The 13,057-nt window shown below is 73.8% G+C and carries 10 protein-coding genes; 5 read left to right on the forward strand and 5 right to left on the reverse strand.

Annotation, left to right across the window (positions count from 1 at the left end; all coding sequences use genetic code 11):
* Positions 1–10: 10 nt before the first annotated feature.
* A complete protein-coding gene (locus tag ABD329_RS13375; protein ID WP_246618817.1) occupies positions 11–637 on the forward strand; it encodes an RES family NAD+ phosphorylase in 627 nt (208 codons plus the stop codon).
* A gap of 49 nt (positions 638–686) precedes the next feature.
* Here the strand turns inward: ABD329_RS13375 and ABD329_RS13380 are convergent, their stop codons facing one another.
* The 4 genes from ABD329_RS13380 to ABD329_RS13395 are packed head-to-tail and all read right to left on the reverse strand — an operon-like array spanning position 687 to position 7,517.
* Positions 687–1,313, reverse strand: coding sequence for an FHA domain-containing protein (locus ABD329_RS13380; protein ID WP_344316378.1), 627 nt, complete (start codon positions 1,311–1,313; stop codon positions 687–689).
* Positions 1,310–3,403, reverse strand: a complete 2,094-nt coding sequence (locus ABD329_RS13385; protein WP_246618851.1) for an AAA family ATPase — start codon at positions 3,401–3,403, stop codon at positions 1,310–1,312. The genes ABD329_RS13380 and ABD329_RS13385 overlap by 4 nt, the downstream gene beginning before the upstream one ends.
* A 2-nt stretch (positions 3,404–3,405) precedes the next feature.
* Entirely contained in the window at positions 3,406–5,034 is a 1,629-nt protein-coding gene (locus ABD329_RS13390) for a hypothetical protein (RefSeq protein ID WP_198279920.1), read from the reverse strand.
* Complete coding sequence (locus ABD329_RS13395; protein ID WP_198279919.1) at positions 5,031–7,517, reverse strand: protein kinase domain-containing protein; 2,487 nt, start codon at positions 7,515–7,517, stop codon at positions 5,031–5,033. Before ABD329_RS13395 ends, ABD329_RS13390 begins: the two co-directional genes overlap by 4 nt.
* A gap of 251 nt (positions 7,518–7,768) precedes the next feature.
* On the opposite strand from ABD329_RS13395, the gene ABD329_RS13400 reads away from it, so the two are divergent.
* A complete protein-coding gene (locus ABD329_RS13400) occupies positions 7,769–8,926 on the forward strand; it encodes a macro domain-containing protein (RefSeq protein ID WP_246618850.1) in 1,158 nt (385 codons plus the stop codon).
* 85 nt (positions 8,927–9,011) lie between these two features.
* Here ABD329_RS13400 and ABD329_RS13405 read toward each other — a convergent pair whose 3' ends face one another.
* A complete protein-coding gene (locus ABD329_RS13405; RefSeq protein WP_246618849.1) occupies positions 9,012–9,689 on the reverse strand; it encodes a 4Fe-4S cluster-binding domain-containing protein in 678 nt (225 codons plus the stop codon).
* A gap of 364 nt (positions 9,690–10,053) precedes the next feature.
* On the opposite strand from ABD329_RS13405, the gene ABD329_RS13410 reads away from it, so the two are divergent.
* The 3 genes from ABD329_RS13410 to ABD329_RS13420 are packed head-to-tail and all read left to right on the forward strand — an operon-like array spanning position 10,054 to position 13,026.
* Positions 10,054–10,740: a hypothetical protein gene (locus ABD329_RS13410; protein ID WP_344316379.1), complete on the forward strand. Its 687-nt coding sequence runs from the start codon at positions 10,054–10,056 to the stop codon at positions 10,738–10,740.
* Positions 10,737–11,528 carry a hypothetical protein gene (locus tag ABD329_RS13415; RefSeq protein ID WP_198279129.1) on the forward strand — a complete coding sequence of 264 codons (792 nt, stop codon included), beginning with the start codon at positions 10,737–10,739 and terminating at the stop codon, positions 11,526–11,528. Before ABD329_RS13410 ends, ABD329_RS13415 begins: the two co-directional genes overlap by 4 nt.
* Complete coding sequence (locus ABD329_RS13420) at positions 11,503–13,026, forward strand: hypothetical protein (RefSeq protein WP_198279130.1); 1,524 nt, start codon at positions 11,503–11,505, stop codon at positions 13,024–13,026. Before ABD329_RS13415 ends, ABD329_RS13420 begins: the two co-directional genes overlap by 26 nt.
* Positions 13,027–13,057 lie beyond the last annotated feature (31 nt).

A 13,057-nucleotide genomic window follows, 5' to 3' on the forward strand; every position in this document is an offset into this window, starting at 1 on the left:
GGGCGCGCGGATGAGCCCGAACCTGTTCGTCATGAGCGCGGGCACCGAGCTGTGGCGGTGTCATGAAACGGCCTACGCCTGCACCGAGTTCAACCCGAAGCCCGCGCACTCCTTCTTCGGCGGCAACCGCTTCGACGCCACCGCCGAGGACCGGTATCCGTATCTCTACGCGGCCGTGGCACCGGCCACCACCCTCGCCGAGGTGATGCTGCGGGACATGGAGTTCACCGGTCCCGAGGGGCGGCGTCAGGTGCCGTGGGCGCTGGCGGCCACCCGCTCGCTGTCCAAGGTGCGGGTGACAGAGGATCTGGTCCTGGTGCGGCTGGTCGAGGAGGAGGACCTGGCCGCGGTGTTCCAGACCTCCTGGCTGCTGGAGACGGACGAGTACGCGCAGACCCGCGCCTGGGCGCGGGAGATCCGGCGTCAGGTGCCGGACGCGCAGGGGCTGGTGTGGCAGTCGCGGCGGCACCGCCCGCACCCCGCCCTGGTGCTGTTCGGCGACCGCTGCGGGGAGGAGCCGCTGAAGGCGGTGCCCGGCCAGGCCCACAACCTGGGCACGTTCGAGGGGGCGGGCGAGGCCAACCAGCTGCTGGCACCGCTGCGCGCTGTCATCATTCCGCCCGGTATGCGGGCATGAGCGCGCGGGGCGGCACGGGGGTCCGCCCCGCGACCCGCCCGGCACCGGTTCAGCCGGTGCCGGGCTCCGGTCCGTACAGCCGTACGGAGAAGCCGACCCGCAGCCCGAGCCGCAGCTGATCGCCGTCGCGGACGGGGGTGCGCACACCCGCCGCGATCCGGGCGCCGTTCAGATACGTACCGTTGCGGCTGCCCGCCTCGGGCTCCTCGACCCAGGCGGTGCCATCCGGCTCGACCGTGATCGAGGCATGGTGCCGGGAGACCTTGTTCCAGCCCGCGAACGCGGCGGCGGTCCGTGGCGCCCAGTCCGGGTGGCGGCCCAGGCGCAGCGGAGGGCCCGGGCCGTGGCGCAGCTCCAGACAGGGCTCGGTGCAGACCAGCAGCACATGGGTGCGCGCACGGCCGCAGGACGCGCAGCGGGTGTCCCGGGGGGCCACCGGCGCACGGCAGTTCCAGCAGGGCGCGGACACCTCGACCCCGGCCGGGGGCGGCGCGGGTGGGGGATCGGGCCGGGGATCGGGCCGGGGATCGGGCCGGGGATCGGGCCGGGGATCGGGCCGGGGATCGGGCCGGGGCCGCTCCTCCGGAGCCTCCGCTTCCGGCGGGCCCTCCGGTGCTTCCCCCTCCTCGTCGTCCGGCTCGCGCCACCACCCCGCCGGAGCGGCCCCACCGCTCATCGGCCACCGCCGGGGCCGGGGCCCGCGGCCCCGGTGCGTACCACCCGCAGGTCCAGCGCCACCGTCCCGTCCGTCGCGGGCCGCACACCGGTGACGGTGACGGCCGTGCCCGCCAGTTGCTCCTGGTCGAACAGCGCCCGCGCCAGCGGGTTGATCAGATGTGTCTCCAGCAGCATGCCGATGCCCCGGCCGCCGTTGTCGACATCCGCCGTGCAGTAGGTGGACAGCGCCTGGTGCGCCTCGTCGGAGAGGCGCAGGTGCACCCCCTGATCCTCGCGCAGCACCCGCTGGATGTTGCCCACCTGGGAGTCGAAGATCTCGGCGGCCACCTTGGCGTCGATGTAGTCGAAGACCACCACATTGCCGCCGAACCGGTTCATCAGCTCCGGACGGCCGATCCCCTCCACGAAGTGTTCCTTCACATTGGCCAAGATGATCTCCTCGAGCTGGTGGTACGGCATACCGGGCTCGGCCACCCGCCCTTCGCGCCCGCCCTCACCGGTCCGTTTCCTGACCCCGAGGTTGGAGGTGAAGATCAGCACGCATTCGCTGAAGTACGTGGTGACCCCCTGCCCGTCGGTGAGCCGACCGTCCTCGAGCACCTGGAGGAACTTGTCCAGGACCCCCTTGTCGGCCTTGTCGATCTCGTCGAACAGCACCACCCGGAACGGGTCGTTGCGCACCGCCGTGGTCAGCTCGCCACCCGCCTCGTAGCCCACGTATCCCGGCGGCGCGCCGAGCAGCCGGTCCACCGAGTGCGGTGCGGAGAACTCGCTCATGTCGAAGCGCAGACAGGCGTCCTCGGTGCCGAACAGCAGCTTGGCCACCGACTTGGCCAGCTCGGTCTTGCCGGTGCCGGTCGGCCCGGCGAAGAACAGCACACCGCGCGGCCGGCTGCCGGGGTGGGACGCCTGGGCGCCGGACAGGCCGAGCGCGGCGCGCTTGAGGATGTCGAGGGTCTTGCCGACCGCCTTCTCCTGGCCCTTCACCCGTGCCCGCAGGTCCGCCTCGCCCTTCTTGATCTGCGCGCGGATGTAGTCCGCCTGCCACGGGTTGTCCTTGACGCCGAGCTGGTAGACCCGGACCGCGTCCCGCATCTCGGCGAACGACATCCCGCGGTCGAGGGCCATCCGGGCGCTCTCCCGCATCGCGCGCAGGGTCAGCCCGGCGGTGGCGCGGGCGAAGGTGTCGAGGTCGTGCTCGTCCGGCCGCCGTCGCTTGGCGAGCCGCACCGGACCGTCGTCCCCGTGGTCCTCGGGCGCGGACCCGGCGGTGTGCTCCTCGGCCAGCAGCTCGGCCATGCGCCGCCTGCTGCCCAGGTCGGGCAGCGGGATGCCGATCGTACGGACCCGTTCGCTGCCCGCCACCAGCCAGGTGGGCAGGTCGCGCTCCCCGTCGGCGAGCCAGATCACGGGGTTGAACAGCCGCCGCCCGCTGCCCGGGGAGGAGATCGGCCGCGCGTCCTCGGCCAGCTTCAGGCAGTTGAGGAAGAAGTCCCGCTCCGCGTCGCTGAGCCGGGTGACATCGGTGGGGATCCGGGCGGCGTAGTCGATCAACAGCACCACCCGGTAGGGGCGTTGGCGCTGCGCGGTGTCCGGGCGGGGCCGTCCGTCCGGTGTCTTCGGCTGCCGCCCCTGCTGCTTCCAGCCGCTGACGATGTCCCCCAGGGTCCGCTCCGCGTCGGCCAGGTGGACGGGGGTGTCGGCGCGCCGGGCGCGCCCTGGCCTGGTGGCGTCCCGCCCGTGCAGCAGCTCGCGGACCTCCTTGGCCGCCGGGCCCGTGACGACGGTGAAACCGTCGGCGATGTCGAAACGGATCAGCGCCTCGTACCCCTCCTGCCACAGCGCGTTCCACAGCACCTCGGTGAGGGTGTGGTGGGCGTCGTACGTCTGCTCGGGGCCGCCCTCGTCGGGGGCCTTGTCGTGGCGGACGAGATGGATGTCCCGGATGCTGCCGTGCAGGACGTACTGGGAGTGGACGCTCAGCGTGCCGACCAGTTCCTCGGCGAAGGCCGGGAGGCTGCGGTCCGCGCGGCCCGGGGACATGGGCCCCGGGGAAGCGGGCCCCGGGGACGTGACTGCCTCGGTCATACTTACGTCTCCTGGTCACGGTGGCGGACCTTGGGCCCGGTGCGGTGGTCATGGGCGGGCCGGTGCGCCGTGCGCGGGACCGGCCTCGCGGGTGGCTCGTCGAACTCGAACGGCACGCTGAGCCCGGCCCGTTCGGCCAGCTTCCGCAGCTCCCGCAGATGGTCGGGGGCCTCCACGCAGCGCTGCCAGTCCAGGTCCAGATCGTCGTCGGTCTCCTCGGCGGGGTCGCGCTCGCGGTGCATGGTGGAGACCCGGGCGGTGCCCTCGGCGTCCACGCTGATGCGCAGCCAGTGGTCGTCCCCCCAGCCCGGCGGGGTCCAGTCGATGAACTGCACCGCTCCGGAGGTGGCGTATCCGGCCGTCTCGGGCTCCGACCGCTGGACCGCAGCGCGGATCACCTCCGCGGCGTACATCCGCTGATACGCGTCGACCCGCTCCCCTACGCGGGCCGCGACGCGGGCGCGCTCGGCCTCCTCCAGCGTCCCGCCCTGGTGCAGGAATCGCTCCAGGACGGCGATCTCCGCCCCGGCGTCGGGCAGCGGAACGGGGGTGCCCGGATGGTCGGCGCGGAGGAAGGCGAGCTGCTGGGCGGCCCACTCCTCGCTCTCCTGCCGCCGCGCGGCGTCGCGCGAGACCCGTTCGGCGAAGCGGGCGGCCTCCCGCAAGTGGCGCCTGGCCGCGGCGGGCCGCTGGGCGGCCACTTCCGCGGCCACGGTGACCTTCTCCTCCACCAGCCGGTAGTCGGCCACCGCCACGTTGCGCTCCAGCGTCGCCAGCAAGTCCGCGCCCAGCCGCAGCACCTCCTCCTCGCTCGGGGCCGCGGTGGCGGCGGGCGGCGGCTGCGGCAGCGCGTCGCGCGCCTCGGTTTCGGTGGCGGCCTCCTCGTACGCCTCCAGGGCCTTGACGCGGCGGGCGCGCAGGGTGGCGTGCCAGCCGGAGTCCGTAGGGTGCGCTCCGGCCACCGGGCGGGCGGCGGCCTCCATGGTGGCGCGTGCGTACGCGGCCTCCGCGTGGCGCAGCCGGCGGTCGGTGTCGGCCAGCCGTCGCCACACCTCGTCCAGGCTCATGCCGGTCAGGGACAGCGGCGGCGGCAGGTCGGGCGGCTCCGGGGGCCCGTCGGGTCCGGCTGCCGTGGCGGCCCGCCGGATCCGCGCGCGCAGTGTGTCGAGGCGGGCGTTGGCCCGGACGGCGGCGAAGGCGGCGTCCCGCCAGCACTCGGCGGCCTGCCGGGCGTCCAACTGCCGCTGCCGCAGCTCGGCCTGGTACTCGGCGGCGCGGATGGCGGCGGCCGCGAGCACCTGCGCCCCGGCCATGGTGGCGCGGCCGACGAGCAGCGCCCCGCTGAGCGAGCCGAGGCCGATCAGGGCGGGCACCATCAGATCGTGCAGCTGGTCCATGGCGGCGTGCAGCGCATGGCCCCCGGCGTTCTGCACGGCGTCGCCGATGTGCTGGCCGACGCCGGTGCCGATGTGGTCCGACAGACCGGTGCCCTGGACCGTCTGGTGCGGCACGCCGGTGTTCTGCACCGTGTTCTGAAACGTGTGCTGGACGGTCTCGGCGGCCGGAGGCTGGGGGAAGTACACATCCGGCATCACATCGCCGATGCTGGGGATCGCCTGGCCTGAACTCATGTGACACTCCCTGACGTGGGCGGGGCTGCCGCCCTCGGTCGGCCGGGCCGGACCCGGTCGTCCCGGCCGCGCAGCTCCGCCACATAGCGGCGCCAGCACCGCGTCCGGTGCCAGGTCCACCAGAGAAGAACGGCCACCGTGGCGACCGGCCACACCCAGGGGGCGTAGGCCACGGCGGCCCACAACAGGGCGATGGCCGGGATGATCAGCAGGCCCCGGACGGGGAAGCGCGAGCCGGGGCGGTGGATGAACCTGGCCACGGGCGACCCACGGTCGATCAGGAGCCCGGCCAGGGAACGGTCCGGGTGGTAGCCGGGGCTGCCGATGCGATACGCCGTCCACAGCTCCAGCGCCAGCACGGCGGCGGCCGCCGGGACGACCAGCATCCACGCCGTCAGCACCGCCCGCTGAGCGGGCCATCCCACCAGGTCACCCAGGCCGATCGCGAAGATCCACGGGAGGACGAGGCCGACGGCTCCGCCGAGGGCCCAGCCGAGCGTGGGCAGCATGTCCTGTCGGCGCACCCACAGCGTGGCCACGTCCAGGTCGCGCTCCTGGCGGAGCAGGGCGCGCTCGTCGTTCACCCGGCCCTGTGCCTCGGTGGACTCCTGCTCGGCGAATCCGGCGAGCCACTCGGCCAGTTGCATCCGCACCAGGTCCTCGGGGTCGCGCAGCAACCGGCCGTACCAGGCCACCGGCTGTGGGAACGCCGCCTGGATCCGGGCGGTCCGCTCCCGGAGCCTGCGCCGGTGCGCGGTGGGGGCCGCGGCGAGCGAGAGGAGAGCCGCGAGCCGGGAGCGGTCGAGCCGGGTGGCGGCGCGCACCTCGGCGCGGCGCTCGCGCAGCCAGGGCGACGCGTGCAGCGCCTCGTCCACGGTGTGCTGCCAGCGGGAACGGGCCGCCAGCCAGCGCTGCTGCACCTCGGCGAGCCCCTCGCCGCCGGGCCGCGAGTCCAGCAGCGGCAGGATGGTGTGGTCCCGCAGGTCCGCCACGACGGAGAGGGCGAACTCATCGCCACGCCCGGCCTTCCGCAGCAGATCGCCCAGCCCCGCGTGGTCGAGCGGCACCCCGCGGTAGGAGGCGTCGAGGGTGGGGCCGAGCCAGGAGATGAGCCGCACCATCGTGACCGGCTTGGGCTCACGCGGCGGCGTGGCGGGGTGGTGCGGCTCCAGAAGGCCGAGCAGCGCCGTCAGCTCCTCGGCGTCGCGGCCCGGAACGCCCTCGAACTGCCCCAGCCAGCGGGTGAATTCACTACGGCCGCGCCGCCGGGAGAGCATCTGCCGGGCGGGCCGCCAGTTCTCGCTGAACGCCCTGGCCAGCTGCTTCGGCCGGGTGTACCGCTCGTCGAGGAAGGCGAACGGCTCGATGTCCGGGTCGTCCGCCGGGTCCGAGGCGCCGGGGGGCGCGCCCGTCTCCCAGGGGGCGACCGGCGGCGAACCGCCCACCAGCCACTGCGCCACCTCGTCGGTGCCCCAGCGGTGGTCGGGGTCGCGGGTGAGCAGCCCCCGGCTCAGCAGCCGCAGCCGGTGGTCGGTGACCAGGGACAGATCCGGGGCGCGGGAGCTGATCTCCTCCCGGACGAAGTCGTTGTCGGTGAACCGGATGGGGTGGCGTCCGCCGGCCATCTCGGCGACGATCATGCCCAGCGACCACCAGTCGGCGGGCGGATGGATCAGCTGGTGGCGCAGCGACGCCTGCGGGGACATGTAGAGGGCGGTGCCGACCCAGCGCTCGTCCCGGGTGTAGCGCTCTGCGGGTTCATGGGCGGAGACGGCGAAGTCCACGAGGACGAGGTCCGGGTCGGCCGGGTCGAGGCTGCCGAGCACGATGTTGGCGGGGCTGAGGTCCCGGTGGACGATGTCCAGTTCGTGCAGGGTGGTGAGGGCCTCGTGCAACTGCCGTACGACGCTGTGGATGAGCACGGGGTCGGCCGGGCCGGGGTTGTCGTGCAGATATCCGGCCAGGTCGGTCTCGCCGTAGGAGGGCGCCAGGTCGTACGGATGCCCGTCGGCCCCGGTGTCGCTGGTCTCGGTGAAGTGGGTGAGGTGGCGGCGCGGGCGGTCCCGCAGCGGCTCCCACACCCGGGGGTCCGGGGCGTGGCCGCGGTGGTACCACTTCAGGATGTGGCTGCCGCGGTCGTCCTCGACGCGGTAGACGCCCGCCTGGTGCGGATGGTCGGGGCGGCGCAGCACGGCCCTCAGGCGGAACCGGCCGCGCAGTGAGACGGGCAGCGCTCCGGTGTCCCCGCGCAGGTCGCGCCCCCCGTCCGCGGCCTGCGCCGAGGCCGCCGAGGCCGCCGAGGGGATCTCGTCCTCGGTGGGCCCGGCCGATGCGGCGGCCGCCGACGGGGGCGGCTCCTCGTGTTCGGTGGGCGGCGGCCCGGCGTCGTGCGCGCGCCGCCGCTCTTCGGGCTCCCCGGAGACCCCGTACTCCTCGTCGTCCTCGTATTCCGTGGGGGGCGGTTGCTGGTGCGGATGGGTCACAAAGGTCACCTCGTGAGCGGGCGGGCGTTGTCGGATTCATGGCGGCTTCATGGCGACGACGGTGGCGGCCGGGGGCCGCCGGGCCGTGGATCAAGAAAGCGGAACCCAGGAAATCGGAAGTCTGTTCCAGCGCGGCGCGAATTACCGGCGGTACAAAGCCCGGCCGGGAACGGCCGCCGGGAGACCGATTTCCTCTTTCTCGGCCGGTCGCTAGCCTGGTGACCATGAGTCAGGAGTCATTTGAGTCAAATTTGCCCACATACGATCAACTCCTGGAAGAACTCAAAGGCATACGCCGACCCGGACTGCCAGATCTGCGCAGCATCGATCGGCCGGCGCTGCGCGCCGCGGCCGTGGCGGGCGGCTTCTGCGATGGCTCCGACGACGCCCCGGCCGGTATCGAGGCGCTGCTCAAGGAGGCGGTACGGCGCCTCGGCGAGCGGGACCTGCTCGGCCAGGCCGCGGCCCACACCTTCGGACTGCTCCCCGACCGCCGGGGCGCGCCTGCCCATGACCGCCGCAAGACGGCCGCCGCCGTGTACGGAGTCACCTCCGAGCGGTTCCGCAAGCACCAGGAACCGCAGGTCGTCCAGCAACTCGCGGAGGCGGTACTGACCGTCCTGCGCGAGCCGCCGCCCCTCTCCGGCGGACCGGGCTCGACGGGCCGGAGCCCCGGGCCGGGCGCCGGGGCCCAGCTCCCCGGCGGACCGGGCGCGGCCGGGCAGAGCACTCTCGCGCGGAGCGGCGGGTCCGGCCGGAGCGGCCGGAGCGGCCAGGAGCCTCCGCTGCGGGTCGACAGCGTGCCGGTGGACGCGCAGAGCACGTTCACCCTCCATGTCTCGCCCATCGAACTGCTGCGGGACATCGAGGTGCTGGTCTCCTCGGAGAACGTCTACCTGGAGATGTCCAAGACCTTCCGCCCCACCGTCTCCGGCGCGCTGCGCCTGGCCGCCGCCGTACGCGACCCCGCCGGGGAGATCGTCGACGATGTGCTCGCCCGCGAACTGGCCGCGTGGCTGCGCGCCCACGGCCGCCCGGGGCTGCCGATCCGGCCCGGCACGGTGGTGCCCACCTCGCCGGGCTCGCTCGCCGCGCGCGGCGTCCGGCGGATCTACCACGCCGCGGTGGCCACACCGCTGGACGATACGTACGAGGTCCGCCCGGAGAGCATCGCCCGCGCGGTCAGCGCCTGCTTCACGCTCGCCCGGGCCGAGCGCGACCGCTATGAGCCCGCCCTGTCCTCCATCTGCTTTCCGCTGCTGGGCGCGGGCCGGGGCGGGCTGGCACCGGCGGTCAGCGCGACCTGGCTGCGCTGGGCGATCCGCGATGAACTCGTCCGGGACGCCCGCTGGCGGGTGCATCTGGTGGTCCGCAGCCGGGAGATCGCCGAAGCCGTGGGGGCGCTGTGACTCCACCGGCCGGGCCGACCGCACGCCGTGCGCGCCCTGCCCACCGGTCCACCACACGCCGTACCGGCCGGGCCGGCGCCCCCGCTCAGCGGCGCCAGCTCGCAGCGGTGAGGGTGATCCCCGCCCGCCGCAACCGACGTTCCAGCGCGGCCAGTTCGCCGCGCCGCGGCACCCCGTAGAGCCGCACATCGCCGTCCCCCTCGACCATCTGCAAACGCGGCCCGCTCTCCGTCCGGGCCAGATGCTCCTGGTAACGCGCCCGCCCCCGCGCCGTACGCGGCCGCATGCGCTGGTTCGCCGAGCCGCGCCACACCAGGGCGGTGGGCTCGGCCACCCGGAAGCGCCCGGTCACCAGCACATCGGCGTGGCGGACGGCGGCGGAGCGCGCCGCGTCGGCTGCCACTTCCTCTTCCTCGTATCCCGTGTACAGGAGGATGTCGATCTCGCGGCCCGCCGCCGGGCCGCCCGGTGCCACCGCCTCCGCACGGGCCCGCGCCGCCCCGGCCAGCAGGGCCTCGAGGGCGGCGGGCTGGTCGAGCGGCTCGCCGCCGCTGACCGTCAGCCCGTCGGCGCCCCGGGCCAGCGCCGCGCGCCACAGCCCGAGCAGGGACGACACCGAACGGGAGGCGCCGCCCGACGGATCCCAGGTGTGCCGGGACATGCAGCCGGCGCAGGCCAGCCCGCACCCCTGGGACCAGATGCCAAGGCGCCGCCCCGGGCCCAGGGTCTCCACCGGAAAGTGCGTCTGACTGATCCGGAGCATGGGCTCCGCGCACCCTGGAACGTTCTCCACCGACCCATCTCCCATTCCCCCGAGGTCGTGTTCCGAGATTCGTGATCAAAGAGGCGTGACCCCGGAACCGTTCCAGTATGACCCGGCGTCAGGCATCGACGAGGGCGTTCTCCGGTCGACTTCCGGGCGTTTTCAGGATCGTGTCCTATGGGGAGCATTCCCGGGTACGACCTCATCGATACGGTCTGACAGGGAATCGAATCGACAACGACATCGCCATCGTCATCCACATCGACCGCGAGCTCTTTGCGGCAGAAAGCGGAATTCCACTGTCCGCAATGCGGCCGTCCGGAGCGGGAATTTCCACACCGGGGAAATCGGGGGAACCATTTCCATGATCACAACCGACAGTGTCAACGGGGTGGTGCGCCGGGGCAGGCTCGGCCGTACCGCCCGCTTCGCGGCCCGATGGCGGGGCAGGCGTGACGGCGCCCGCGGCGTCCCCCGCGTCCCGCTCCCGGCGCCGCCCGAGGAGGAGCGGGCCAAGACGTCCCCGCCGCCCATCGAGCCGCCGGCTCCCGAGCTGCTGATCACCCCGTATGTGATGGAGGTGCGCACCGGCGTCCGCCGGGCCACCGAGCAGATGCGCGGCGCACTCATCGGCCGGGAGCACGCCCTGCTCAGCAGGTTGCGCGCGGAGTCGGTGCGCGTGGTCACCCAGTACGACGTCCGGGAGGACCCCCGGCCCGCCGCGCTCGCGCGGTACGGCCACTGGATGGGCCAGTGGCGCACCAGCGTTGACCGGTGCCGGTCGCACGCCCAGGCCGTCGTCGACCAGGCCAACCAGCGACTGGCCTGCTACTGGGACGCGGTGCGCGAGACCCACCCCCACCTGTCCCGCCTCCCCCGGCGCCCGCCCGGGGACTGGCTGCCCGGCCGGGTGGAGTTGGACGGGTCCTGGTACCGGCCCGACGTCTGGCTGCTGGCCGACGACGACAGCGCCCGGACGGCCACCTCCCGGGCGCTGCACATACTCGAACGGCAGAACACCGACCGCGTCGACGGGAGGACCGCGCGATGACCGTTCAGACCGTCCACAGCCCCGCTCCGCGGCAACCGGGCACCCGGCGGCGCCGGAACCGGCGGCGCGCGCTGACCGCCGCGCTGGCGCTCGCCCTGGCGGCGGGCGGCACGGCCTGCGGCTCCGACGAGCCGTCACGCTACTCCCGGACGTGTGGCGTCGTGGTCGACGGCTCCGGCTCGGCGGCCGCCTCCCGGACCGGCTTCGACGCGCAGGCCAAGCTCAAGGCCACCCTCCAGAGGTTCCTGGCGGACAAGAAGTGCCGCAAGACGTCCTTCGCCCCGATCACCAAGGTGTCCGAGGCGTCCAAGTGCCAGGTCAGCCCGCTGGATCTGGATCCGAACACCTCGAAGACCGCCGACCGCGAGCGGACCCGCACCACCATGCGCGCGGTGGCCCTCTCCAACGCCCTGAAGCTGCTGCGCTGCGCCCAGAAGGAGGAGCCCGGCTCCGATGTGCTCGGGGGGCTCTCACGCATCGGGCTGTCCAAGCCGTCCGGCGACGACGCGTCGTTCGCCGTCCTGGTGGTGAGCGACTTCGACCAGGGCGACACCGACTTCCGGCTCGGGCGGCAGAACCTGTCCACCGCCGCGAGTCGCCGGACCGTCATCGACGACTTCCTGAAGTCACACGGCAGGCCGGAGCTGTCCGGCGCCGACATCTACCCGGTGGGCTACGGCATGAAGTACGGCAGCGCCACCTCCCGGTACGAGCAGTTCAACTCCTTCTGGACGGAGCTTCTGGAGGGGAGGGTGAAGGCACATGTCCACACCACCTACCGTCGGTGACGACGAGGCACCGCGGCGGCTGAGGCTGCGCCGCCGCAGGGCGGACACGGACCGCGGGCGCCGCGGTGGGCAGACCGCCGCGCGGCGGTTCCCCGACGGGGCGCTGCCGCAGCCCGAGCCCGTCGCCTCGGATCTCATCCGGGCCGGTGACAGCGCCTGGCTGCTGGACCGGGCGCGCAAGCACGGCGCCTCGGCGGCCTCGCGCAAGGTCTTCGACCCCTGGGTGCTGGCCAGTCCCGACCGGGTGTCCTACTTCGCCGAGCTGGCCAGTCTGCGCAACAAGGTCAGACACCGGCTCGCCGAGGAGCAGGCCCGGGCCGAGGAGGACGGCGCGCTGGAGGCGAGCCGGGTGAGGGCGGCCGCCACCGCCGCCGGGGTGCGGCTGGAGCGGGCGGGCCGCGAGCGGGCCGCCCTGGAGCAGCAGCAATCGGTGACCATCGACCAGCTGGACCGGCTGGCGCGGCGGGCCGACCGGTGGCAGACCTTCCGCGACACGGTGCGGGGCGGCTTCGAGCGCCGGTGGCTGCGTGCCCGTATGGCCGACGCCAACGACACCGCCGACCCCCAACGGCCGGGCGCCACGCGGCCCGAGGACGAGCCGGAGACCACCGGTGGTCACGCCCGCTGGCAGGCGGTGTCCGACCACGATCCGGTGGCGGAGGCGGACGCGGCGCAGCGGGCCCTGTCCACCAGGGCGGCCTGGGAGGGCGCGGCGGCGCGCCCCGGTATGCCGCGCGGGATGAAGTTCGGGGTACTGGCCGCCCTGGTCGTGGTCGAACTGCCCGTCTACTACTCGGTGTTCGAGAATCTGCACGGTGTCGGGCGGTTCGCCGACCTGCTCTCCTACAGCCTCATGGTGGCGGTGGCGGTGGCGATGATCCTCGCCCCGCATATCTCCGGCTGGATGCTGCGGCGGCGGTCGGCCACCGGCGCGGTCCGGCTGTCGTCCGTGCCCGCCCTCGCCCTGCTGGGCATATGGGCGTACGGCGCCTGGGCGTTGGGGGATCTGCGGGCCAAGGTGGCGTTCCGGGAGGAGCCTCCGCTGGATCTGCCGCCCGATGTGGCCGCGGATGTCGGGGACAGCGTGAGCGACCCACCGAGCCTCATCGAGTCCCTGCACCTGGACCCGCACAGCGTGTCCTGGATGTTCATCGCGCTGCTGCTGCTCTCCGGCGGCATCGCCTTCCTGATCGGGCTGGGCGAGGAGCATCCGTATCTGGCGGCGTACCGGACCACGTCCGAGCGGCTGCGCGAGCTGGAGCGGGACATCGAGACGGATCTCGCCGGCTCCGAGCGCGCCAGGGAGGCCGAGGCCACCGTGGGCGCCCGCGCGGGCGCCCGCCGCGCGGCCCATGAGGAGCGGCTCTACGCGGTGGACGAGCTGTACGAGGCGGCGGCCCACGCCTACCTGGACGGCGTGGCCATGGAGTCCGGCGATCCGGCGGTCACGGAGGCCGCCATGCGGCTGTCCGGTCAGTGGCCGCTGCTGCCGCGCTGAGGGCGTGCGGCACCCGGAGAAGACACACGGA

It is taken from the genome of Streptomyces javensis, from assembly GCF_039525925.1.
Lineage (GTDB): Bacteria > Actinomycetota > Actinomycetes > Streptomycetales > Streptomycetaceae > Streptomyces > Streptomyces asiaticus.